The organism is Methylobacterium sp. P3_A11, from assembly GCF_056403155.1.
Genome location: NZ_JBFUGA010000022.1, coordinates 44632 through 67683, shown reverse-complemented (window position 1 = coordinate 67683; position 23052 = coordinate 44632). Strand labels below are relative to the sequence as shown.

Genomic DNA, 23052 nt, shown 5'->3' with positions numbered 1-23052 from the left:
GCGCCAGCATGGCGACGATGCCGCCCTCGCCGCGGTTGTCGGCGCGCAGGATCAGCACCGCGTATTTCAGCGACACGATCAGGATCAGCGACCACAGGATCAGCGAAACCGCGCCTGTGGCCGCCGCCGGCACCGAGGCGCCGCCGGCGGTCGCCGCCTTCACGGCTTCCTTGAACGCATAGAGCGGGCTCGTGCCGATATCGCCGTAGACGACCCCCAGCGCGCCGAGCATCAGCGCGGTGCCCGGGCCGTTCCGGACCGCGCCGGGCTTGCGCGCCACGGGCGCCGCTGGATGATCGACCGCCGGGGCAGCCGCGGAATGCAGGGCTTGGCTCACGGGCGGATCCGGTCGGTGGCTTCGCAATTGCGCGAAACCCTAGCAAGTCGGTCGCGCGGCGATAGACTCCGGACTTCTCCGATGCGACCACGACGAAGACTTGTCACCCGATTGGGGTGACAGTCGAACGACCGCGGCGCCGGTAGACCCCGCCGCTCAGGCCGCGTCGAGACCGAGGTCGATGATCGCCGCCGAATGGGTGATCCAGCCGCAGGAGATGAGGTCGACCCCGGAGGCCGCGACCGCCCCCACCGTCTCGCGGGTGATCCGGCCCGACGCCTCGGACAGGGCGCGGCCGTCGATCATCGCCACCGCGCGGGCCAGCTGGCCGGGACCCATGTTGTCGAGGAGCACGGCGTCGACCCCGACCGAAAGGGCCTCCTCCAGCTGCTCCAGGCTGTCGACTTCGCACTCGATCTTCACGAGGTGCCCGGCCCGTGCCCGGGCGCGCGCGATCGCCGGCACGATGCCGCCGGCCACCGCCACGTGGTTGTCCTTGATCAGTACGGCGTCGTCGAGGCCGAACCGGTGATTCGAGCCGCCGCCGGCCCGCACGGCGTGCTTCTCCAGGGCGCGCAGGCCCGGCGTCGTCTTGCGCGTGCAGACGATCGACGCCTTGCCGTGCGGGCGCGCCGCCTCGACCAATCCGTGGGTCGCCGTGGCGACGCCCGACATCCGGCAGAGCAGATTCAGGGCGACGCGTTCTGCTGTAAGGATCGCCCGCGCCGGGCCGTCGAGGCGCAGCACCACGTCGCCCGGGGCGACGCGGGTGCCGTCGCCGCGCTCCACCGTGACGGTCACGGCCGGATCCACCAGCGCGAACGCGATGGCGGCGGCGTCGGTGCCGGAGATCACGCCCTCCTGACGGGAGGCGATCACGCCCCGCATCCGGGCACCCGGCGGCACGATGGCGTCGGTGGTGATGTCGCCGGCCCGGCCGAGATCCTCGAGCAGGGCGGCGCGGACCACCGGCTCCACCAGGAGCCGGGGCAGGGGCAGGATCTCGTCGGCGGGGACCGCGTGCGTCATGGCGTCAGAACCTCCTCGGAGCCCACCCGGCCGCGCTCCGCCGTCCGGAGATCGGCGAGCGTGGTCTCGGTATGGCTCGCGGCCGTCAGGTGCGGGTAATCGCTGCGCCAGTGGGCGCCGCGGCTCTCCCGGCGCTCCAGCGCGCCGCGGGCGATCAGCAGGGCGACGAGGGCCGCGTCGCTGGAATCCGCCTCGGGCGTCAGGGCTGCGACGGCCTCCGCGAGTCCGGTGGCGTCGCGCACGACCCCGACTTGGTGCTCCATCCGTGCCCGGATCGCCGTCACGTCGCCGGAGCGGCGCAGGACGTGGCCCTGGGGCACGATGGCGGCCGGCGGCGGCGCGTCGAGGCCGTCGCCGATGAAGCGCGCGTAGGCGAGGCCTTCCAGCAGGGAGTTGCTGGCGAGCCGGTTGGCGCCGTGCAGCCCCGTGGAGGAGACCTCGCCGCAGGCGTAGAGGCCCGGCACCGAGGTGGCGCCGTGGGCGTCCACCTTCACGCCGCCCATGTGATAGTGCGCCGCCGGGCGGACCGGGATCGGATGCACCGCCGGATCGATGCCGGCCGCCGCGCAGAGGCCCGCCACGGTCGGGAAGCGTTTCGGCATCGCGGCACCGAGGGTGCCGCGGGCATCGAGATAGACCGTGCGGCCCCTCTGCAGAGCCTGGAAGATGCCGCGGGCGACGACGTCGCGGGGTGCGAGATCGCCGCCCGCGATTCCGGCCATGACCGCCGCGCCGGTCTCGTCGATCAGCCGGGCGCCCTCGCCCCGCAGGGCCTCGGTGGCCAGGGGCATCGGGTCGGCGCCGGCCGCGATCGCGGTCGGGTGGAACTGCACGAACTCCATGTCGCGCATCACCGCTCCCGCCCGCGCGGCGAGCGCCAGCCCGCCGCCAAGGGCACCCGACGGGTTGGTGGTCGCCGCGTAGAGGGCGCCGACGCCGCCGGTGGCCAGGATCACGGCGCGGGCCGGGATCCGGAACAGGGCGCCGTCGCGCTCGGCGACGATCCCCGCCACCGCGCCGCGGGTATCCCGGATCAGGTCACAGGCGCGGGCCGTGACCACCTCGACGGAGGGCGCGTCGAGCACCGCCCGTACGAGGCCTTCGAGGACGCGCGCACCGGTCGCGTCGCCGCCCGAGCGGACGATTCGGCGGCGGCCGTGGGCCGCCTCGAGACCGAGGGCCAGGGCACCGTCGTCGCTGCGGTCGAACGGGACGCCGATCCGCACAAGCCAGTCGATCAGCCCGGGGCCTTCCCGGACGACGCGGAGCGCGACGTCGGGCTCGGTCAGACCGGCGCCGGCCGCTTCCGTGTCGGCGGCGTGCAGGTCCGCCGCGTCGTCGGTGCCGACCGCGGCGGCGATGCCGCCCTGCGCCCAGCCGGTCGCAGTGCCAAGGCCCAGGGTCGATGCGGTCACGAGCGTGACCGGGCGGGGTGAGAGGCGCAGCGCGACGCTCAGGCCGGCGACACCGCCGCCGACCACGACCACGCGGTCGGCACCGTTCGGGGAGATGGCGTTCATCGCGTGCGCACCTGAAGCATGCGTTCGACAGCCGCCCGGGCGCGGTCGGCGAGCGACGGATCGACCGTCACTTCGTGGGTCATCGTCTCCAGCGCGCGGCGGATGTTCGCCAAGCTCATTCGCTTCATGTGCGGGCACATGTTGCAGGGCTTGATGAACTCGATGTCGGGGTTCTGCGCCGCGATGTTGTCGGCCATCGAGCATTCGGTGACGAGCACCACCTGCTTCGGCCGCTTCTCGACGACGAAATCCATCATCATCGCGGTGGAGCCGGAGAAGTCCGCCTCGGCCACCACGTCCGGCGGGCATTCCGGGTGCGCGATGACGGTGACGCCCGGATAGCTGTCACGGACGTCGCGGATGTCGGCCGGGGTGAAGCGCTCGTGCACCTCGCAATGGCCGGCCCAAGTCAGGATCTCGACCTCCGGGATCTCGGCCTGGACGTTCTGCGCCAGGAACTCGTCCGGGATCATCAGCACGCGCGGAGCGTTCAGCGACTTCACCACCGCGACGGCGTTGCCGGAGGTGCAGCACAGGTCGGATTCGGCCTTCACGGCCGCAGACGTGTTCACGTAGGTCACGATCGGCACGCCGGGGTACTTGGCGCGCAGTCCGCGCACGTCGGCGGCCGTGATCGAATCGGCCAGCGAGCAGCCCGCGCCCATGTCGGGGATGAGGACCGTCTTGCTGGGGTTCAGGAGCTTGGCGGTTTCGGCCATGAAGTGGACGCCCGCCAGCACGATCACGTCGGCATCGACGTTCACCGCTTCTCGGGCGAGCGCCAGGCTGTCGCCGACGATGTCGGCCACCGTGTGGAAGATCTCCGGAGCCTGGTAGTTGTGCGCCAGGATCACGGCGTTGCGCTCGCGCTTCAGGCGGAGGATCGCCTCGATGTCCGGAGCCAGCGCCGGCCACTCGATCGCGGGAACGTGCCGGCTGACACGGGCGTAAATCTCAGGAAGCGGCAGACCCGGGATGGGCGTGCGGGAGACGGGTGACACGGTCGCCGCCATGGCGTCCTCCATTATGCTCAGTTTGAGCATTGTGCCGTCTAACTTATGAGTGCCGGAGCCGGCTGTCTAGATATGCTAGCCTTGAGCATAAATCTTTTGCGACGCGGTGTTACGCTGCGCCGCCGAAGGCCGACCGCTCAGCAGAAGGTCGCGGGGTCGGGACCGATCCGCCCGTCGGTCCGGTCGAGCGCCGCGATCGCCTCCATCTCGTCGGGGCCGAGTTCGAAGTCGAACAAGGCGATGTTCTCGAGAATGCGCTCGGGTCGTGCGGTCTTGGGGATCGCCACGCAGCCGATCTGAACCTGCCAGCGCAGGACCACCTGGGCGGGCGTCTTCCCATGCGCCTTTGCAACGGCGACGACGACCGGGTCGTTCAGCTCCTTGCCCTGGCCGAGCGGGCTCCAGGATTCGGTCACGATTGCGTGACGGCCATCATCGGCCCGCTGCGACCGGCGCTGAAAGTGCGGATGCAGCTCGATCTGGTTCACGGCCGGTGCGACGCCGGTTTCGCCGACCAGCGTCGCGATGTGCTCGGGCGTGAAGTTCGAGACGCCGATCGACCTGGCCCGCCCTTCGGCCCGGAGCTCGATCAGTGTCTTCCAGGTCTCGACGAACAGGCGCCGCTGCGGGCAGGGCCAGTGGATCAGGTAGAGATCGACGTACGAAAGGCCGATGCGCGTCAGGCTCTCGTCGAAGGCGCGCCGGGCCTCGTCGCGACCCTGACGGTCGTTCCAGAGCTTGGTGGTGAGGAAGATCTCCTCCCGGGCGACCTGCGCGTCGCGGATGCCGCGTCCGACGCCCGCCTCGTTGCCGTAGGCGGCGGCCGTGTCGATCAGGCGGTACCCCGCCTGAAGCGCCCGGCCGACGAGGTCCGGCGCCTGTGCGTCGGAGAGTTGCCAGCAGCCGTAGCCGATTTGCGGAATGCGGCGCCCGTCGTTGAGGGCGAGGGTCGGGACGGGTGCGGCCATGCGATCAGCTTTCGGGAGCGTGTTCGGGATCCCCGATATCGTCATCGTCCGACAGGTGTTGAAGCGCCTCGTCCCCGCGAGCGGAGCCAAACAACCCGGTGCGGCGCCACGCGCGGGGAAGTTGCGCGATCCTGGCTCGCTGCCCTCGCGATGACGGAAGGGAAGCCGCCGCGCTCCGGCCTGCACGCCGCCGACCACGGACCAGCCGCGTTGAACGGGCGCAGTCTGGACCGGATCTAATCAATCGAGGCCAGCGTTGGCACGCAGAATTCCAGGCTGCGCCGCATCCCGATGCGTCGCGCACGGGCGGGATGGCAGCATGACCGATCAAACTCCGAAGTCGCCGTTCGCCCTAACCCGGCGCGCCGTGGTGGAGGGCTGCGCGGTGGCCGGGGCGTTGGGCGCCCTCGGCGTCCGGCCCGCGCCCGCCGTCGCCGCGCCGGGCGATCCCGCCCCGCAGTCCCTGCCGGTGCGGCTCACCGTCAACGGCCAGCCGCGCGATCTGGTCCTCGACACGCGCACCACCCTCCTCGATGCCCTGCGTGAGCACCTGGCGCTGACCGGCACCAAGAAGGGCTGCGACCACGGCCAATGCGGCGCCTGCACGGTGCTCATCGACGGGCGGCGGATCAATGCGTGCCTGACGCTCGCGGCGATGCATGAGGGTGATCAGGTCACCACGATTGAGGGCTTGGCCGACGGCGACACGCTCCACCCGATGCAGGCGGCCTTCCTGAAGCATGACGGTTTCCAGTGCGGCTACTGCACGCCGGGCCAGATCTGCTCGTCTGTGGGCATGCTGAGCGAGGCCAAGGCCGGCTGGCCGAGCCACGTCACCGAGGACGTCGCCGCGACGCCGACGCTCAGCGACGCCGAGATCCGCGAGCGGATGAGCGGCAACATCTGTCGCTGCAGCGCCTATCCGAACATCGTCGCGGCGATCCGCGACACCGCCGCCAGCAATCTGTGAGGGGGCGGAGATGAAGGCCTTCACCTACGAGCGTCCCGCGACCGTGCAGGAGGCCGCCAAGCTCGCGGCCGAGCGGCCGAACGCCAAGTTCATCGCCGGCGGAACCAACCTCCTCGACCTGATGAAGCTTCAGATCGAGACCCCGGCGACGCTGATCGACGTCAACCGGTTGCCGCTCGATAAGGTCGAGGCGACGGGGGAGGGCGGGCTGCGCGTCGGCGCGCTGGTGCGGAACTCCGACCTCGCCGCCGACCCGCGGGTCCGGAAAGACTACGCCGTGCTCGCGAAGGCCCTGCTGGCCGGCGCCTCGGGTCAGCTCCGCAACAAGGCGACGACCGCCGGCAACCTGCTCCAGCGGACGCGCTGCTACTACTTCTACGACACGGCCATGCCCTGCAATAAGCGCGAACCAGGCTCGGGCTGCGCGGCGATCGGCGGGTTCAACCGCATCATGGCGGTTTTGGGCGCCAGCGACTCCTGCATCGCCACCCATCCGTCCGACATGGCCGTGGCCATGCGCGCCCTCGATGCCACCGTCGAGACGATGGATCCGAACGGGCAGGCGCGGACGATCCCGATCGCCGACTTCCACCGGCTTCCCGGCGACACGCCGCAGATCGAGACAGACCTGCGGAAGGGCGAGATCATCACGGCCGTCACGCTGCCGAAGCCGGCGGCCGGCATGCACATCTACCGCAAGGTCCGCGACCGGGCGTCCTACGCCTTCGCAACCGTCTCGGTGGCCGCCGTGATCGCCGGCGCGGAGGGCGGCAAGCCCCAGGCGACGCGGCTGGCCTTCGGCGGCCTAGCGCACAAACCCTGGCGCGTCACCGAGGCCGAGACGGCCCTGGTGCAGACCGGCTCCGCCGATGCCGCGGCCGATGCGGTGCTGAAGGGCGCCCGCGGCTACGGCAGCAACGACTTCAAGATCCCCCTGACCCGGCGGACCCTGCGCGCCGTGGTGGCGCAGGCAACCCGCGCGTAGGCCCTCCGATCAAGGACCCTCCCATGGAGATGAACCAGCCGATCGGGCGGACGCCCCTCGACGACCGTCCCGACGGGCTCGTCGGCAAGCCCCTCGACCGGGTCGAGGGCAAACTCAAGGTCACGGGCCACGCGCCCTACGCCTACGAGACGCGGGTGCTGAAGGACCCCGCGTACGGGTTCGTCGTGGCGGCGACCGTCGCGGCCGGCACGATCCGGTCGATCGATGCCGAGGCCGCCCGCAAGGCGCCCGGCGCGATCCTCGTCATGACCCACGAGAACGTGCCCGAGCAGGGTGAGAAGAAGGAGCAGGTCTGGCCGCAGCTCCAGGGCCGGGAGGTCAAGTTCTACGGCCAGCCCGTCGCCTTCGTGGTGGCCGAGACCTTCGAGCAGGCGCGGGCCGCAGCCATGCTGGTGAAGGTCCGCTACGATGCCGCCAAGCCCAAGGGGCTGCTCAGGGACAACTTGGCCGCGGCCTACGAACCGAAGCCGGTCAACTCGCCCCCGGATTCGAAGCTCGGCGACTTCGACGCGGCCTTCGCGGACGCACCCGTGAAGCTCGACGTGGAATACGTGACCCCGAACCAGATCCACGCGCAGATGGAGCCGCACGCCACCATCGCGTCGTGGGAGGGCGACGGGGTGGTGCTCCACACCGCCAACCAGATGCCGAACCGAGGTCAGAAGGCCCTCGGCTCGGTGCTCAAGCTGCCGCCCGAGAAGGTGCGGATCGTCAGTCCCTATATCGGCGGCGGCTTCGGCGCGAAGCTGCAGGTTCAGCCGGAGGCCACGCTTGCGATCCTGGCCTCGAAACTGATCCAGCGGCCGGTCAAGGTCGCGCTGACCCGCCAGCAGGAGTTCCACGTCGCCACCCATCGCACCGACACGATCCAGCGGATCCGGCTCGGCGCCGACACGGATGGACGGCTCACCGCGATCAGCCACGAATCATGGTCGGACACGGCGGACGGCGACGGCTTCTTCGAGACCTCCGCCAACGTCACCCGCTCGCTCTACGCGGCACAGAACCGCGTCACGCGTCACCGGCTCGTGAACCTGAACATGCCCATCGCCTCGTCGATGCGCGCCCCCGGGGAGGCCGTCGGGCAGCTCGCCTTCGAGTGCGCCATGGACGAGCTGGCCGAGCACCTGAAGATCGACCCGATCGAATTGCGTGTGCGCAACGAGCCCGCCGAGGACCCCGAGAAGAAGGTGCCGTTCTCGACCCGCCAACTCGTCCCCTGCATGCGCGAGGGCGCACGCCTGTTCGGCTGGGACAAGCGGCAGGCGGCGGGCAGCCGGCGTGAGGGCAGCTGGCTCGTGGGCCTCGGCATGTCGGCCGCCGCTCGCCTCAACCCGTTGATGCCGTCCTCCGCCAAGGTGCGGCTCGGGCCGGATGGTGTGCTGGTGGTGCGGATGGCGATGACCGACCCGGGCACGGGCACCTACACGATCCTGATGCAGATCGCCGGCGAGATGCTCGGCCTGCCGCCGGGGCGCGTGCGGATCGAGATGGGCGATACGGACTTCCCGTATGCGTCGGGCTCCGGCGGTTCGTTCGGGGCAGCCTCGGCGGGGTCGGCCCTGTACGTCGCCTGCGACACCCTCCGTCGGGCACTGCTCAAGGCCGGGGATCTGAACCCCGACGGCGCCGTCTTCCGCGACGGCTCCGTGACCTCCGGCAACCGGACGGAGGCACTCACCGATCTGGCGCGATCCGGCCTGGAGGCCTCGGGCGAGATCAAGCCCGGCGAGATGAAGCAGAAGTTCTCGCAATACTCGTACGGCGCGCATTTCGCCGAGGTCGGCGTCGATGTGGATACCGGCGAGATCCGGCTGCGGCGGATGCTCGGGGTCTTCACCGGCGGGCGCATCCTCAATCCCAAGACCGCGCGCAGCCAAGCGATCGGCGGCATGACCTTCGGGGTCGGCGCGGCCCTGATGGAGGATGCCGTGGTCGATCAGCGATACAGCTACTTCGTCAATCACGACATGGCCGAATACCATGTTCCGGTCCATGCCGATCTCCCGGAAATCGACGCGGTGTTCCTGCCCGAACTCGACGACAAGGCGAATCCGCTCAAGAGCAAGGGACTCGGGGAACTCGGCATCTGCGGCGCCGGCGCCGCGCTCGCCAACGCCGTCCACAATGCCACCGGCATCCGCGTGCGCGACTATCCGCTGACGCTCGACAAGATGCTCAAGGGCTTTGAGGAGCAGGAGGGGCAGGCGCAGCGGCGGACTTGAGGCCTGCGGGTTGGCGCATCGAGAATCGTCGGCCCCGGACCTCCTCATCGCCGCCGCGCGGGCGACCGTGTCCGGACGCGCGCTTCTGGGGACGGATGCCGCCTTGGGAAGCCGTTGGGGCGCCCCGGGCGTCGTCCGCATTGAAAACGGCGGCGTTCGCAAGCATATCGCCCCCGCATTTTCCCCCATGCGGAGGCATCACCCGTGAGCGAGACGATCGAGCGGCACGAATTCGGGGCGGAGGTAGGCCGACTCCTCGACCTCGTCGTGCACGCTCTCTATTCCGACCGCGAGATCTTCCTGCGCGAACTCGTCGCCAACGCCGCCGACGCCATGGATCGGCGTCGGTTCGAGGCCCTGACCTCGGCGGCGAGCGCCCTGCCGCCGGACGCCAAGGTCCGCATCGCCCCCGACAAGGAGGCGCGGACCCTGACCGTCTCGGATGCCGGCATCGGCATGACCAAGGAGGATCTCGCCACCAACCTCGGCACCATCGCGCGCTCGGGCACGCGGGCATTCTCGCAGACGCTGGAATCCGCCAAGGCCGAGGACCGCCCGAGCCTGATCGGCCAGTTCGGCGTGGGCTTCTACTCGGCCTTCATGGTGGCCGACCGGGTCACCGTCACGTCGCGCCGCGCCGGCAGCGACGAGGCCTGGGCCTGGGCCTCGGAGGGCCAGGGCAGCTACACCCTGGAGCCGGCGACCCGCGCGGAGCCCGGTACCGACATCGTCCTGCACCTCAAGGAGGATGCCGACGAGTATCTGGAGCCCTACCGGCTCGATCACCTCGTGCGGAAATGGGCGGACTTCATCACCGTGCCGATCGCCGTCGTGCGCGACGGCAAGGACGAATCGGCCAACCAGGGCACCGCGCTCTGGCGCAAGGCGAAGTCCGAAGTGACCGAGGAGCAGTACGAGGAGTTCTACCGCTCCGTCGGCATGAACTTCGACAAGCCCTGGGCGACGCTGCATTGGCGTGCGGAGGGGCAGCTCGAATTCTCTGCGCTGCTGTTCATCCCCGGTTCCAAGCCGTTCCAGGCCCTCGACAACGACCGCCAGAGCAAGGTCCGGCTGCATGTCCGGCGGATGTTCATCACCGACGAGGCCGAGCTGCTGCCGCCGTGGCTGCGCTTCGTCCAGGGCGTGGTCGATACCGAGGATCTGCCGCTCAACGTCTCCCGCGAGATGCTGCAATCGACGCCCGCCCTGGCGCGGATCCGCCGGGCGGTCACCGGCCGCGTCGTGTCGGAACTGACCAGCCGCGCCAAGGATGCCGAAGGATACCAGCCGTTCTGGGAGAATTTCGGCGCTGTCCTGAAGGAGGGCATCTACGAGGATTTCGCGCGCCGGGGCGAGATCGCGCCGCTCCTGCGCTTCCGCTCATCGTCGGTGGAGGGCTGGACGTCGCTGCCCGAGTACGTGTCCCGGATGAAGGACGGCCAGGAAGCGATCTACTACCTCGTCGCCGACGATGCCGAGGCGCTGACATCGTCGCCCCAGCTCGAGGGCTTCAAGGCGCGCGGTCTGGAGGTGCTCCTGCTCTCCGACCACGTCGACGCCTTCTGGCCGGACCAGCTCGGCACCTTCGAGGAGAAGCCCCTCCGCTCGATCACGAAGGGCGGCCTCGACCTGTCGAAGTTCGCCCTCGAGGGCGAGCAGCCGGAGGCGCCGGAGGGCATCGACGCGTTCGTGGCGGCCGTGAAGGCGGCGCTCGGCACCGAGGTCTCTGACGTGCGCGTCACCGATCGGCTGGTCGATTCGGCCGTCGTCCTGTCGGCCGGCACGGGCGGACCTGACCTGCAGATGCAACGGCTCATGCGCCGGGCCGGTCGGGCCGGCGCCGGCCAGCCTGTCCTGGAAATCAACCCGCGTCACCCGCTGATTCGCGCCCTCGCCGCGGCGCCCGAATCGGATCTGGCGCAGGCCGCCGGCACGCTGCTCGACCTCGCCCGCATCCAGGATGGCGACAGCCCGCGCGACCCGGCGGCCTTCGCCCGGACGGTGGCGGCGGCCCTGGCGGCGGCGCACGGCGCGTAGGACTACGGAGACACGCGCCGTGCGACTGCGCGCTGCGTGTGTCTCCACACACATCCAAGCCGGACGATTGCAGGTTCGGTTGATCATTCGGAAATGGTAGAGCCATAACTTCGCCACCGGTTGGGCTCATTGCCCGGCCGATGGCGCGGGCGCGGTGGGGGCCGCAGGCGTCTGAGCCGATCCCTCTCGTGCGCGCTTCCAGCGCGCCTCACGGACGCTGCATGAACCCGGTCGAGGCTGAAGCCGGCAACGGACAGGCGGTCGCGGCGGCGCGGACCCGGGCGCATGCGCGGGCGTACCGCCACAGCGACCGCGTCCGCACGATGCGACGCCTGATTCCCGTGGCCGCCGGCGGCTCGGTGGCGCTGCTTCTGGCCTACCTGTTCAATCCGTTCGCGGCTCGGCTGCCGGACGTCTCGGTCGGTCCGGTGACGCTGGCGGGCTCGAAGGTCCGGATGGAGAACCCCCGTCTGGCCGGCTTCCGTCAGGGCACGCGCGGCTACGAGGTCACGGCGGATGCCGCCCTGCAGGACGTCCGCAAGCCGAGCCAGATCGAACTGCAGCAGATGCGCGGCCACATCGCCACCGACGACCAGGGCGGTATCGCACGCATCTCGGCCGCCTCCGGCCTGTTCGATACCGCCCGCGAGGCCCTCGACCTGAAGGACGATATCCGGATCTGGACCGACAAGGGCGAAGAGGCGCGCCTGCGCTCGGCTGCCGTGGCATTCAAAACCGGTGCTATCAGTTCGCAGGAGCCCGTCACCGTGTCGAGCCCGCGGGCCACGGTGAATGCCGACACGCTGGACGTGGTCGAGAGCGGCAAGCGGATTTCCTTCGTGGGCAACGTGCACGTGGTCATCGTGAACGAGGATCCGGCGGAGAAGGCGACGGGCCGCATCCTGACCTCGGATGCCGAAGCCGCGGACGGCCGCCGATGAGCGCCCACCGCATCCTCGGCGCGGCCTTCGCGGCCGGTCTGGTTCTCGCCGGCCCGGCCCTGGCCGAGAAGCCGGCGCGCAAGGACTCGCCCTTCGGCAATATCGGCGGCAGCGGCAAAGACCCGATCAAGATCGACGCCGACCGGCTCGACGTGTTCGACCGGGAGAACAAGGCGGTGTTCGCCGGTAACGTCGTGGCCGTGCAGGGCGACAGCACGATCCGCTGCTCGACCATGACGGTGACCTACAAGCGCGGCAAGGACGGACCCGGCAAAGGTACCAAGGCCGAGGGGGTCAAGGCCGAGGCGAAGGACGACGGTGCGGATTCGGCGCCGCCCCGGAATCCGGCCGAGAACGGCATCCAGAAGGTGGATTGCGCCGGCCCGGTGACGGTGGTGCAGAAGGATCAGGTCGCCACCGGCGACCACGCGGTGTTCGACCAGGATGCCAAGCGGATCGTGCTCACCGGCAACGTCGTCCTGAGCCAGTGCCAGAACGTCACCCGCGGACAGCGGCTGGTCTACGACATGAACACCGGTCGGGCGAACATGGACCCGGTGGCGGGGGGCCGTGTCTCGGCCCTGTTCGTGCCTGGCGATAAGGCGGACGCCAAGGACGGCAAGGCGAAGGGCTGCGCGCAGCCGCCACCCAGGCCGAAGGCGCAGGTCGATTGAGCGGCGCCGTGGCGTTCCAGGCAGGCCCGCAGGAGCCGGCGGGCCGCACGGGTTGGCTCGGCCGTCTGTTCGGCCGGCGGGCGCGGCAACCGGACGGCGCCGCCTCCGAGGCCGACGGCTGGTCCGCGGCCGAGGAGGGCGGACTCGGGATCCTTAGCGTGCGCGGCCTGCGCAAGAGCTACGGCGCCCGCACGGTGGTCCACGAGGCCGGCTTGACGGTCCGCACCGGCGAGGCCGTGGGGCTGCTGGGGCCGAACGGCGCCGGGAAGACGACGATCTTCTACATGATCACCGGGCTCGTGGCGGCCGACCGCGGCCACATCACCCTGGACGGTCTGCCGATCACCCACCTGCCCATGTACCAGCGGGCGCGGCTCGGCATCGGCTACCTGCCCCAGGAGGCCTCGATCTTCCGGGGCCTCTCCGTCGAGGACAACATCCGCGCGGTGCTAGAGGTGGTCGAGCCCGACCGGAAGGCGCGGGCGCGCAAGCTCGATTCGCTGCTGGAGGAGTTCGACATCGCGCGCCTGCGCAAGGCGCCCTCGATCGCCCTCTCGGGCGGCGAGCGGCGGCGCTGTGAGATCGCCCGCGCGCTCGCCTCCTCGCCGACCTTCATGCTGCTGGACGAGCCCTTCGCGGGCATCGACCCGATCGCGGTGGGCGACATCCAGGATTTAGTGAAGCACCTGAAGCAGCGCGGCATCGGCGTACTGATCACCGACCACAACGTCCGCGAGACGCTGGGCCTGATCGACCGCGCCTACATCGCCCATTCCGGCCGAATCCTCACCGAGGGCACGCCCGAGGAGATCGTGGCGAACCCGGATGCGCGGCGGCTCTACCTCGGCGAGGACTTCCGCCTCTAGCCACGCCGCCGTCGCCGCGCCCGCGGYGACGGGGCCGTAGACCGCTCACCCCTTCCAGTTCTTGAGCGCCGCGAACGGGCTGTCCGCGCCCGCCGGCTTCTCCGGGTTCAGCACCGGCTCCACCTGGGCGATCGCGTCCGACATCGAGAAGGCCGAGCCGCTCTGGAGCCGGCCGCCGGCCGCGTCGCGGTGGCCGCCGCCGCGGAACAGGCGGGCGCCGTCGAGCGCCGTGCCGTCGTTGGACCGGAACGACAGCGTGCCCATCCGCTGGACGTTGACCACGCGCTTCGCCCGGCCCGCATCCATGATCAGGTCGGAGACCCGCTGGAACGTGCCCGAATCGAGGGCGAAGGACAGGAGCGTGCCGTCCTTCAGCGGACGGAACAGGGAATCCGACCGGGCGAGCGCCCGGGCGAGGCGCATGCGCGTCGTCAGCGCCGGGTCGTCGTCCGGCGCGTCGCGCAGCAGGGCGTCGACCACGCCGGTGCGGATCTCCGGGGCGCGGCGCTCCAGCTCGGCCGGGCTCGCCCCGTCCCGCAGGGCGGCGGCCGCCGCGAGGAGGATGTCGGAGACGAACCGGTCGTGCCAGGGATGGCCGACCGGCACGTAGCTCGACACGACCTCCCAGAACATCTCGTCCAGGGCGAGGCCGCCGCGGAAGGCGGGGTTCTCCTTGCGCCACAGGTCGACGGCATCGACCGCGGACAGCAGGCACGAAAGGTCGATCTCGGGCTCGCGGTCCGCGAACAGCGACCGGTGGTCGAAGGACATCCGCGTGGCGCAGATGTCGTCCTCGATCAGCACGGCGATCTCCGGATCGCCCAGGTCGATCCGATGGAGCGCCGGGCGGTTGGCGTCCGCGGTCGCCTCCAGGCCCAACCGGCGCATCTGGTCGAGGGACGAGGCGTGATGATCGAGGACCACGAGGCGATGCTTCTGCCCGTCCTCACGGCGCCGGTTCATCGCGGCGAACTTCTTCAGGCCCGCGATCGTCTGCTCCTCCAGGCCGAGGTCGGTCATCAGCAGGATCTCGCTCTCGGCCGCGCGGCCGAAGCGCTTGATCTCGTCCTCGAACACCGGGCCGACATCGCTGTAGCGGGGCACGTGGACGACGCGCTCGACCGTCGCGCAGGCCGCGGCGACCGTGGAGGCCCCGTAGCCGTCGAGGTCGTGGTGGGTGATCTGGATCAGGCGCAACGGGCGGACTCGAAAGGTGACGAAGCGGGCGGTCTACGACGCCCGGCGCCGGGAGGCGAGGGGCGAAAGCCCTTCCGTCCGGCGGCGTTCGGTGCAGAATGCGCCCGGCCGTCACGAGTCGCGAAGGACCGGCCGGCCGCGGAGACCCCGAAGGGGCCCGTCTCACGGGGAGGACACGATGGCCCTGGCCGCAACGCCGCGCGTGCGCCGCATCCAGACGATCTCGCTCGCCCTCCTCGTGACGGCGGGCGTCGTGAACTACGTCGACCGGGCCACCCTGGCGGTGGCCAACCCGCTGATCCGGGAGGATCTCGGCCTCTCGATCCCCGAAATGGGATTGCTGCTCTCGGCCTTCCTCTGGGCCTACGCCTTCGCCCAGCTGCCCGCCGGCGTGCTCGCCGACCGGCTCGGACCGCGCCTGACGCTAACGCTCGGCCTGACCTGCTGGTCGTTCGGCCAGATACTCGGCGGCGCGGTGACGTCGTTCTGGCAGTTCGTCAGCGCGCGGATCGTGCTCGGGATCGGCGAGGCGCCGCATTTTCCGACCTGCGCCCGGGTCTCCCGCGACTGGTTCAACATCCGCCAGCGCGGCACCGCCACCGGGATCTGGAACTGCGCCTCCTCGCTCGGGACCTTCCTCGCCCTGCCGCTGCTCACCTTCCTGATGGTGAGCTTCGGCTGGCGGGCGATGTTCGTGATCATGGGCGGGGTCGGGTTGGTGCTCGCCGCGATCGTCTATGGGGTCTTCCGCAACCCGCGCGAGACCGACCTGACGCCGGGGGAACGCGCGTTCCTGGAAGAGGGCGATGCTCCGAATGCCAGCCGCCCGGTCACCTGGAGCGCGTGGCGCCGGCTCTTCGGCTTCCGGACCAGCTGGGGAATGATCGTCGGCTATTTCGGCTGCATCTACATGACCTGGCTCTACACCGCGTGGCTGCCGAGCTACCTCGAGATCGAGCGGCACTTCACCCTGCAGAAGACCGGCCTCGTCGGCTCGATCCCCTTCGCCTTCGGGGTCCTGGGCGGGATCCTGGGCGGCCGCGTGGTCGACATGCTGGTCCGCCGGGGCGTCGATCCGATACGCAGCCGCAAGATCCCGATGGTCGCCTCCCTGGTGGCGACCGCCGCCTGCACGGTGGTGGCGGCCCTGACGCCGAGCGACACCCTCGCCGTCGCCTGCATCTCGGCCTCGCTCTTCCTCGTCTACGTGAGTTCGTCCTCGGCCTGGGCGATGGCCTCCGTGGCGGCACCGGCGAGCTGCACGGCGTCCCTGGGCGCCATGCAGAATTTCGGCGGCTACATCGGCGGCGCCCTGGCGCCGACCGTGACGGGCTTCATCGTCGGCGGAACGGGCCATTTCTCGATGGCGTTCATCACCGGAGCGGTGATCGCCCTGGTGGCGGCGCTCGGCTACTGGACGCTGATCCAGGAACCCATCGCCGACGAAGTGCCCGCCGATCCGCCAGTCGGCGCGCTCGGGGCCGCACGATAGGCAGGCCGACGACCTCAGGTCGCGTCACCCACGCAGGTTCGGCGCGGCCAGGATCAGGTCCCGGAGATGCGTGCGGGCGGTGAAGCTGTCGCGCATCAGGTCCACGAAGGTGGCGGCCGGTCCGTCCCAGTCGTGGCGCGCCGCGTGCGCCCGCGCGGCGCCCGCGTCGAACGGCAACCGTCCCTCGATCGCCGCCCCCATCAGGCCGGCGAGGCGGTCCAGCCGATCGGGCGCGTCCGGATCGAAGTAGCTCGCCGCGCTGCCGCCGGCCTCCGGGATGGCCGTGAGGCTCAAGGCGATCACCGGCGTTCCGCGGGCGAGGCTGTCGAGGACCGGGATCCCCCAGCCCTCGCCGCGGCTCGGGAAGACCAGGGCGGCCCGGGCGTAGAGGTCGGAGAGGCCCCGGTCGTCGATGCCGGCGATGTGGACCGCGTCCGGCGTCCGGGCGAGGCGGTCGAGCGTCTCGGGCCGCTCGCCGTCGCCCTTGCCGACCACGATCAGCCGGGCCGCGCCCGCGGGCAGCCGCGCGAAGGCATCGAGGACGAGGCCGAGATTCTTGCGCGGCTCCTGACGGCCGGCCGTCAGCAGGTACGGGCGCCCGTCCGCGAGCGGCGTCCGCTCCGTGACCGCCTGCGGCGGGGTCGAGCCGCAGCGCACCTCGGCGATGCGGTCGCGTTCGATGCCGTAGACCTTGGCGATGGAGTCGCGGCTGTAGTCCGAGATGGTCAGCACCAGCTTGGCGCGCCGCGTCGAGGGTCGGGTCAGGATCTTGTTCCGCCAGCGCATCGACCGGGGGAAGAACTCGGGGTGCGTCTCGAACAGGATGTCGTGGACCACAACTACCTGGCGGTCGCCCGGCACCAGCGGCAGCGCGATGGAGGTGGTGAGCAGCGTGTCCAGCCGGTCCCGCAGGAACAGCCACGGCCAGACCAGGGTCAGCCGCACGGTCGCGGGAACCCGCGGCAGCCGCCGATGCTCGATGTTGTCCCCCGAGACAAGGCGGGCGCAGGCTTTCGGATCGCCGGAATAGACCACGTAGGTGGCGTCCCGGTGTCGCGCTGCGGCGCGCCCGATGATGTTCACGAGCCAGGTCCGGCCGCCCTGCGACTTGCCGGTGAGCACGTGCGCGTCGATGCCGATGCGAAGCATGTTACGGGCTCCTGTAGGCGCCGAAGGTCGGGACCTCACCGGGGGCGTAGGCCCGGCCGGCAATGTCGCGGGTGGCGCCGAGCGGGATGCCGGCGCGGGCAGGGGACGCGGTCAGCGCGAGGCCGCCGGCCAGGGGGCTCGCGGGAGCGCGGAAGGCGGGCGTGCCGATGAGGTCGGGACCCTGGCCGTCGAGCGGCAGGCTCGCGCCGTCGCGGGTGGTCTGCGTGCCCCAGCGGTAGAGCGGGGCGCCGACGGCGCTGCCGAGGAAGTTCGGGCCGATTGCGTTGTCGTTGTCGGTGGTGGTCGCCTCGACCACGATTGCGGCGACGTTCGGCCGGGTCGCGGAGGCGATGTTGTTGAGCACCCGGTTGTTCGACGTCCGGTCGATCCGCTTGGTTTAGTCGGAGGCCAGCACGATCTCGCCGCGATAGACGTGCTTGCCGCCGGAATCGCGCATGTTTCCGGTGGTGGTGTTGTTCACCACCGTGTTGGAGCCAGCGTCGAACAGGTTGATCCCGGCGCCGTCATTGTCGGCCGCGACGTTGAACGCGACGATGTTGCCGTCGCACCACTGGTCGATCTGGATGCCGTTGCCGTCCTGGCCGGTCGTCTCCTTCTGGCCGGTGACGATGTTGTATCGGATGGTGTTGCGGTCGCCGGCGTCCTGTGCGGCATCCTTGGCGAAAACATGGATGCCGGATGTGTCCGATATTCCCACGCCGTTGCCCGAGACGCGGTTGCCCTCGACCACGTAGCCGGAGCCGTTGATCTCCATCCCGTGGATGCCGTTGCCGGTCACGGTGTTGTCGAGGATGTAGCTCGGCTCCTCCTGCGGCGCGTTGATCACGTCGACGGCTACGCCGTGGGTCTGGTTGTCGGCGAGCGTGTTGCCGGTGATCCGGTGTCCCGCTCCCGATCCGTCGCCGATCCAGATGCCGAGGCCGGACCGGGACACCGTCGAGCCCGCCACCGTGACGTGGCTCGATCCCCGGCGGATGATGAAGCCGGAATTCACGGCACCCTGCACGGTCAAGCGCGTGACGGTGACGTAGGCGGCGTTCTCGAACACCACCGAGTTGGACAGGCGCGGCTGCGTGCCGGGTTCGGCCGCAACCGTCATGGGCGCCGCCGCGGTTCCGCGTGACCCGACGAACACGACGTCGCCGTAGCTGCCGCCGCGGATGAGGACGATCGAGCCGGGACCGAGCGTGGCGAAGGGTACGTCGGCGAGGCGCGCCACCGTGGTGTAGCCGGGCTTCGTGCCGCCGGCGGGATCGACCAGGATGTTCTGCTGAACCTGCGCGTCGGCAGGCCCGCAGGCGGCCAGGACCGGGAGGATCATCGTAACCAGGGCGCCGCCGAGGACCGTGCGGGACCGCCTCATGCTGCGAGCGCCCGAGCGATGGCGAGGCGCTTGCGCCGCTGGAACAGACGGCGCCACACGGTGCGGCCGGCCTCGGGGCTGATCCGCGTCAGCGCGGGCCGCCATCTGCCAGCCTGGCAGAAGGGCCTGCGGCATCGCGAGGTCGGCCACCCGGTGCCGCGCCGCCGCGCCGAGCGGCGGCGGCCCGACCAGACCGAGCCGGCCGAGATCGACGACGAGATCCGGGCGCTTGCGGTACCACAGCACCAGGGCCGCACCTTCGCGCTCGGCGATCCGCAGATAGGCCGCCGCGTCGAGGAGGTGGTGGTGATAGCCCCGGGCCTCGGGGGCGTAGAACAGGCGCATGCCGCGCCGGGCCAGCCGCTCGCCCAGCTCGATATCCTCGTGCCAGAACAGCTTCGGCTCGAAGCCCCCGGCCTCCTGCAGGAAGCGCCGGTCGACGCTGACGTTGCAGGTCAGGAATGCGTCCCAGCCGACCGCGTCGCGGCCCGCCAGGGCATCGTAGGAGGCGTCGTGGTGGAGCGCCGAGAACGGCGAGAACGGCAGGGCCGGGTCGATGGTCATCCGCCCGAGGATCGCGGTCTCCCGTCCCCCCGCCGCGCATGGGCGAGGCGGTGCGCCTCGACGAGGCTCGGCACCGGGATGGTGTCGTCGTTGACGATCAGAAGGCGCTCGCCCCGCGCGGCCGCGATGGCGCGGTTGCGGGCCGCGTTGGCCCCGGCATTCTCCTGGCGGAGATGCACCACGGGGACCCGGGCCGTGGCGACGGCGCCGCTGACGACCGTGCCGGTGTGGTCGGTCGAGCCGTCGTCGCAGATCACGATCTCGAGGGGCGCCTCCGTCTGCTGCCCGTCGAAGGCCCGGAGGCACAGGCGCAGCGTGTCGGCGCGGCTGTAGGTCGGGATGATGACCGAGAGCACGGGTCCATCGCTCATGACGAGGCTTCCGGAAGCGGGAGGGGGAGGGGATCGGTTGGGACGCGGCGCAGGCACAGCCACCCGGCGAGGGCGGCCGAGAGGGCCGCGACGGCGGGCACCGTCACGGGTGCCAGGACGGCGGGTCCGGCCGCCCAGGCGAGGGCGGTGAGGAGGCCCGGCGCCGCGAGCGTCGGGAGGTCGGCCAGGGTCAGCGGCGGTCCAGCCTCCCGCCAGAAGGCGTGGGCCAGGACGAGGAGCATCGCGGTCTCGGTGAGCAAAGCGGCGAGGCCCGCGCCGAGCAGGGGATCCCAGGGGATCAGCAGCGCGCAGGCGAGGAGGTTGGTGGCGCAGGCCGCCGCGCTCCCGCGTACCGCGACGCCGGTCCGACCTAGCGGGACGAGGCCCGCGAACAAGATGGTGGCGGCGATCAGCAGGACGCTCATCCCGACGGCGATGCGGAGCACCGGGATGGCGCCGGAGAAATCCGGCCCGAAGACGAGGCGCATGAGCGGGTCGGCGAGGGCGCAGGCCGCCACCGCACCCGCGCCGGATGCGGCCAGGATCGGAACCAGCGCGGCGCGCACCCGGGCGCGCAGCGCGGCCGTGTCGGCCGGGGACCGTCCGTCGGCCAGGGAGCCGACGGCTCGACCGAAGACCGGCACGAGCGGCGTGCACAGGGTGATCGCCACCGCGGCCCCCAATTCGAAGAACCGGAAGCCGGCCGTGAACTGGCCGAGTTCGGCCGCGCCCGCAAAGGCGGCCAGCATCATCAGGCTGATCCGGCCGTTCAGCGATCCGAGGCCCGTCCGGCCCCGCCGCCTTCACACGCGCCGCGGGCGCGACACGTCCAGAGGAGCCTGAGGCATGGTCACGGTCGAACAGCGGCTGTTCCGGGAGATGGGAGCCGGAGGCTATTCCCGGCACGATCACCGGATGGAGTACATCGTGGGCGTCAACGCCCTGCTCCGGCCGGACATGCGGGTCATGGAGTTCGGCGCCGGGCGTGGGAAGTGGAGCGATGACCCGGTCCCATTGCGGTGGCACCTCGGGGACTTCCGGGGGCGCTTCGCCCAGGTCGTGGCCTGCGACGTCGACGAGGCGGTCCTGGGCAACAGGTCTGCCGACGAGGTCAGGCTGATCGGTCACGACGGGGTGCTGCCATTTCCGGACGGGAGCTTCGACCTGATCTCGGCCTTCTCGGTCCTCGAGTATATCGAGCATCCCGAGGTCACCGCGACGGAACTCGGCCGGGTTCTCGCGCCGGGCGGCTGGCTGTACGCCGGGACGCCCAATCGCGGGGGCTATGTCGGGATCGGGGCGCGGCTCGTCCCGAAGCGGCTGCACGCCCGAGTGATGCGCCTCGTCGAGCCGCGGCGGGTCGAGATCGACTCGTTCGTGCCGCTCTACACGATGAACACGGAGGCGACGCGGAAGCGGCTTTTCCCAACTGATCGGTTCGAACACCTCACCTACAGTTTCGACGGGCAGCCGTTCTATCATGGCGAGAACATCGTCCTGGGCAAGTTCTGGGAGCTTCTGTTCCGGCCGACGCAGGGGCCTCTCAAGGGCTACCACAGGGTGTTCATTCGCAAGCGGCCGTGACGGGCCGGTCGATCAGAGGCGAAGACTGCGCAGGTGGCCGGAAAATCTGCGCATGACCTCGGCCTTGCGGGCAAGATCGGGCTGACCGCCCAGCCGGGCCGCCAGCCCATAGGCCAGGGCTCGCAGGATGAAGCAGAGCCGCAGCGGACCTGAGAAGAAGGCGGGCGACGACAGGGTCCGGCCGGCGTTGCGCAGGCTGTAGATGGCGGCCAGCCCGTCGAGCCAGCGGGCCGAGCGGATGCTTCCGGAACCGCCCTGGAGATGGACCACAGCGATCCCCGCACAGTAGGCGACCCGCCAGCCGGCATCGCGCAGCCGGCAGCCCCAATCGACGTCCTCTCCGTAGAGGAACATCGGGCTCCCCAGCCCGCCGATGGCATCGATCGCCGACCGGCGCAGGAGCAGGCAGGCGCCGCAGAGCCAAGTCCACCTCCACCGCGGCCCTGCCGCGGGGCTGACGGCTCGCGAGGTAGAGGCCGCGCAGGCCGAGGCGCCCGGAAAGGCCGGCGGTGTGGACCAGGATCGAGAGCGGGCGCGGCTCGTAGCTGGCATCGCCGACCTGGTGCGCCCCGTCCGGGAAGATCAGCCGCGGGCCGACCGCCCCGACATCCGGGTGCGCGTCGAGATGGGCGAGCAGGTCGGATAGGGCTCCCGGGTCACGCAGGAACGCGTCGGGGTTGAGGAGCAGGATCGCGGCGCCGCGCGCGTGATCCAGGGCGACGGCGTTGCCGCCCGCAAAGCCGTGATTGGTCCGCTCGGCGATCACCCGCACCCAGGGGAAGGCAATGGCCATGCGCTCCGGCGTGCCGTCGTTCGAGGCGTTGTCGACGAGGATCACCTCGTAGGGGCGGTCGATCCGGCTCGCCGCCAGGCACTGCAGGCAGGTCTCGATGTCCCGGCCGGCATTGTAGGTGACGATCAGGACGCTGAGGCCGACGGCGCTCATGCTCGGACTCCGCGGGATTTGACGGAAAGGCGCGCTCCAAAGAACGCTGCCTTCCAGGTGCTGCCGGGGGGGTGGGGGCGTCTCCGCTCCTGAAGGGTTTGGACGGTCGCGCGTCTCCATCGGAAGGCGCTGGCTCCTCGGCTCCCGCGCCTCCCTTTGCGGGGGAGGGTGGCCCCCGAAGGCAGTCGGGAGAGGGAAGCGACGGTGGACGACAAGGCGCCGACCTTCATGACGGTCGCGCCTCTGGCGGCCGCCTCCGGCGACAGGCCCGCGACCTTGATGCCGTTCTTGCCGGGCAGCGAGATCCGGCCGTCCGGCCGGACGATCACGGAACGGTTGAATTCGGGATGCGTGCGGAAATCGACGTCGAACTCGTCGTTCGGGTTCAATCGATAGGTCGGCTGAACGACGCTGGAATCGATCAGGAAGGAGACTTCGAAGTTGTCGCCGACATTCAGTCGGTAATTCGCGAGGCCGAGGCGCATGGTGCGTCCGGCCTCCTCCTGTGCGGCGGCGACCACCGTGGCCGGCAGGCCTTCTTGGATCGAGCCCGTCTGCGTCACGTCCGGCACTTCGCGCCCGGACATCCGCGGGGGGGCTCGACATGCAACCGGCGAGGAGCGGCGCGCAGGCGAGAAGCGTCAGGACGGTCCGAGCACTGCCGGATGGGCGTGCGGCCAGGCGCGGTGATGCGCTGAGGAACGCAAACAGGGAAAACGCCATCGACTTCAGCCGCATCCTGCTCGACTGCGCTCGTCCGATAACAACTCGTGATCGAA

General features: G+C 70.7%; 22 protein-coding genes and 1 pseudogene. 9 read left to right on the top strand and 14 right to left on the bottom strand.

Annotated elements, in window-relative coordinates; translation table 11 throughout:
* The 5 genes from AC1DXK_RS09990 to AC1DXK_RS09970 all read right to left on the bottom strand — a co-directional run.
* A partial coding sequence (locus AC1DXK_RS09990; protein WP_477297650.1) for a KUP/HAK/KT family potassium transporter occupies nucleotides 1-232 on the bottom strand: 232 nt, incomplete at its 3' end.
* A gap of 261 nt (nucleotides 233-493) precedes the next feature.
* A complete protein-coding gene (gene nadC, locus AC1DXK_RS09985) occupies nucleotides 494-1366 on the bottom strand; it encodes a carboxylating nicotinate-nucleotide diphosphorylase (protein ID WP_457104482.1) in 873 nt (290 codons plus the stop codon).
* A complete protein-coding gene (locus tag AC1DXK_RS09980) occupies nucleotides 1363-2886 on the bottom strand; it encodes an L-aspartate oxidase (protein ID WP_477297647.1) in 1524 nt (507 codons plus the stop codon). Before AC1DXK_RS09980 ends, nadC begins: the two co-directional genes overlap by 4 nt.
* Nucleotides 2883-3899 (bottom strand): quinolinate synthase NadA, encoded by a 1017-nt coding sequence (gene nadA, locus AC1DXK_RS09975; protein ID WP_457104480.1) that lies wholly within the window; start codon nucleotides 3897-3899, stop codon nucleotides 2883-2885. Before nadA ends, AC1DXK_RS09980 begins: the two co-directional genes overlap by 4 nt.
* A gap of 137 nt (nucleotides 3900-4036) precedes the next feature.
* Nucleotides 4037-4867, bottom strand: a complete 831-nt coding sequence (locus AC1DXK_RS09970) for an aldo/keto reductase (protein ID WP_457104479.1) — start codon at nucleotides 4865-4867, stop codon at nucleotides 4037-4039.
* A 319-nt stretch (nucleotides 4868-5186) separates the two neighbouring features.
* Between AC1DXK_RS09970 and paoA the strand changes: the two genes are divergently transcribed.
* From paoA to lptB, 7 genes are all read left to right on the top strand, one after another.
* Nucleotides 5187-5837: an aldehyde dehydrogenase iron-sulfur subunit PaoA gene (gene paoA, locus AC1DXK_RS09965; RefSeq protein ID WP_457104478.1), complete on the top strand. Its 651-nt coding sequence runs from the start codon at nucleotides 5187-5189 to the stop codon at nucleotides 5835-5837.
* Between the two features lie 10 nt (nucleotides 5838-5847).
* A complete protein-coding gene (locus AC1DXK_RS09960) occupies nucleotides 5848-6822 on the top strand; it encodes an FAD binding domain-containing protein (RefSeq protein ID WP_457104477.1) in 975 nt (324 codons plus the stop codon).
* A gap of 23 nt (nucleotides 6823-6845) precedes the next feature.
* Entirely contained in the window at nucleotides 6846-9068 is a 2223-nt protein-coding gene (locus tag AC1DXK_RS09955) for a molybdopterin cofactor-binding domain-containing protein (RefSeq protein ID WP_457104476.1), read from the top strand.
* A 204-nt stretch (nucleotides 9069-9272) separates the two neighbouring features.
* Nucleotides 9273-11105, top strand: a complete 1833-nt coding sequence (htpG, locus tag AC1DXK_RS09950) for a molecular chaperone HtpG (protein WP_457104475.1) — start codon at nucleotides 9273-9275, stop codon at nucleotides 11103-11105.
* Between the two features lie 221 nt (nucleotides 11106-11326).
* Nucleotides 11327-12046, top strand: a complete 720-nt coding sequence (gene lptC / locus AC1DXK_RS09945; protein ID WP_457104474.1) for an LPS export ABC transporter periplasmic protein LptC — start codon at nucleotides 11327-11329, stop codon at nucleotides 12044-12046.
* A complete protein-coding gene (locus AC1DXK_RS09940) occupies nucleotides 12043-12720 on the top strand; it encodes an LptA/OstA family protein (protein ID WP_457104473.1) in 678 nt (225 codons plus the stop codon). Before lptC ends, AC1DXK_RS09940 begins: the two co-directional genes overlap by 4 nt.
* An 8-nt stretch (nucleotides 12721-12728) precedes the next feature.
* A complete protein-coding gene (gene lptB / locus AC1DXK_RS09935) occupies nucleotides 12729-13586 on the top strand; it encodes an LPS export ABC transporter ATP-binding protein (protein WP_457104472.1) in 858 nt (285 codons plus the stop codon).
* A 45-nt stretch (nucleotides 13587-13631) separates the two neighbouring features.
* On the opposite strand, the gene AC1DXK_RS09930 is transcribed toward lptB, so the two are convergent.
* Nucleotides 13632-14783, bottom strand: coding sequence for a dimethylmenaquinone methyltransferase (locus AC1DXK_RS09930; protein ID WP_457104471.1), 1152 nt, complete (start codon nucleotides 14781-14783; stop codon nucleotides 13632-13634).
* 178 nt (nucleotides 14784-14961) lie between these two features.
* Between AC1DXK_RS09930 and AC1DXK_RS09925 the strand changes: the two genes are divergently transcribed.
* Nucleotides 14962-16275: an MFS transporter gene (locus AC1DXK_RS09925; protein WP_457104470.1), complete on the top strand. Its 1314-nt coding sequence runs from the start codon at nucleotides 14962-14964 to the stop codon at nucleotides 16273-16275.
* A gap of 24 nt (nucleotides 16276-16299) precedes the next feature.
* On the opposite strand, the gene AC1DXK_RS09920 is transcribed toward AC1DXK_RS09925, so the two are convergent.
* Genes AC1DXK_RS09920 through AC1DXK_RS09900 form a run of 5 tightly spaced genes read right to left on the bottom strand, consistent with a single transcriptional unit; the run spans nucleotide 16300 to nucleotide 20495 of the window.
* Complete coding sequence (locus AC1DXK_RS09920) at nucleotides 16300-17424, bottom strand: glycosyltransferase family 4 protein (RefSeq protein ID WP_457104469.1); 1125 nt, start codon at nucleotides 17422-17424, stop codon at nucleotides 16300-16302.
* Nucleotide 17425: 1 nt separating this feature from the next.
* Nucleotides 17426-17788: a hypothetical protein gene (locus AC1DXK_RS09915; protein WP_457104468.1), complete on the bottom strand. Its 363-nt coding sequence runs from the start codon at nucleotides 17786-17788 to the stop codon at nucleotides 17426-17428.
* A 33-nt stretch (nucleotides 17789-17821) separates the two neighbouring features.
* The gene (locus tag AC1DXK_RS09910) at nucleotides 17822-19372 is read right to left on the bottom strand and encodes a right-handed parallel beta-helix repeat-containing protein (protein WP_457104467.1); all 1551 of its coding nucleotides are present in this window, start codon (nucleotides 19370-19372) and stop codon (nucleotides 17822-17824) included.
* The gene (locus AC1DXK_RS09905; protein ID WP_457104466.1) at nucleotides 19369-19743 is read right to left on the bottom strand and encodes a glycosyltransferase family A protein; all 375 of its coding nucleotides are present in this window, start codon (nucleotides 19741-19743) and stop codon (nucleotides 19369-19371) included. The genes AC1DXK_RS09910 and AC1DXK_RS09905 overlap by 4 nt, the downstream gene beginning before the upstream one ends.
* Nucleotides 19740-20495: a lipopolysaccharide biosynthesis protein gene (locus AC1DXK_RS09900; RefSeq protein WP_457104465.1), complete on the bottom strand. Its 756-nt coding sequence runs from the start codon at nucleotides 20493-20495 to the stop codon at nucleotides 19740-19742. The genes AC1DXK_RS09905 and AC1DXK_RS09900 overlap by 4 nt, the downstream gene beginning before the upstream one ends.
* Before the next feature lie 94 nt (nucleotides 20496-20589).
* On the opposite strand from AC1DXK_RS09900, the gene AC1DXK_RS09895 reads away from it, so the two are divergent.
* A complete protein-coding gene (locus AC1DXK_RS09895) occupies nucleotides 20590-21327 on the top strand; it encodes a class I SAM-dependent methyltransferase (RefSeq protein ID WP_477297641.1) in 738 nt (245 codons plus the stop codon).
* Nucleotides 21328-21339: 12 nt separating this feature from the next.
* Here AC1DXK_RS09895 and AC1DXK_RS09890 read toward each other — a convergent pair whose 3' ends face one another.
* The 3 genes and pseudogenes from AC1DXK_RS09890 to AC1DXK_RS09880 all read right to left on the bottom strand — a co-directional run bounded on the left by AC1DXK_RS09890 (nucleotide 21340) and on the right by AC1DXK_RS09880 (nucleotide 22758).
* Nucleotides 21340-21879 (bottom strand): glycosyltransferase family 2 protein, encoded by a 540-nt coding sequence (locus AC1DXK_RS09890; protein ID WP_457104464.1) that lies wholly within the window; start codon nucleotides 21877-21879, stop codon nucleotides 21340-21342.
* Between the two features lie 70 nt (nucleotides 21880-21949).
* Nucleotides 21950-22273, bottom strand: a pseudogene (locus AC1DXK_RS09885) (glycosyltransferase family 2 protein); the annotation flags it as partial.
* A complete protein-coding gene (locus AC1DXK_RS09880) occupies nucleotides 22270-22758 on the bottom strand; it encodes a polysaccharide biosynthesis/export family protein (RefSeq protein ID WP_477297638.1) in 489 nt (162 codons plus the stop codon). The pseudogene AC1DXK_RS09885 and the gene AC1DXK_RS09880, both read right to left, overlap by 4 nt.
* Between the last annotated feature and the right edge of the window lie 294 nt (nucleotides 22759-23052).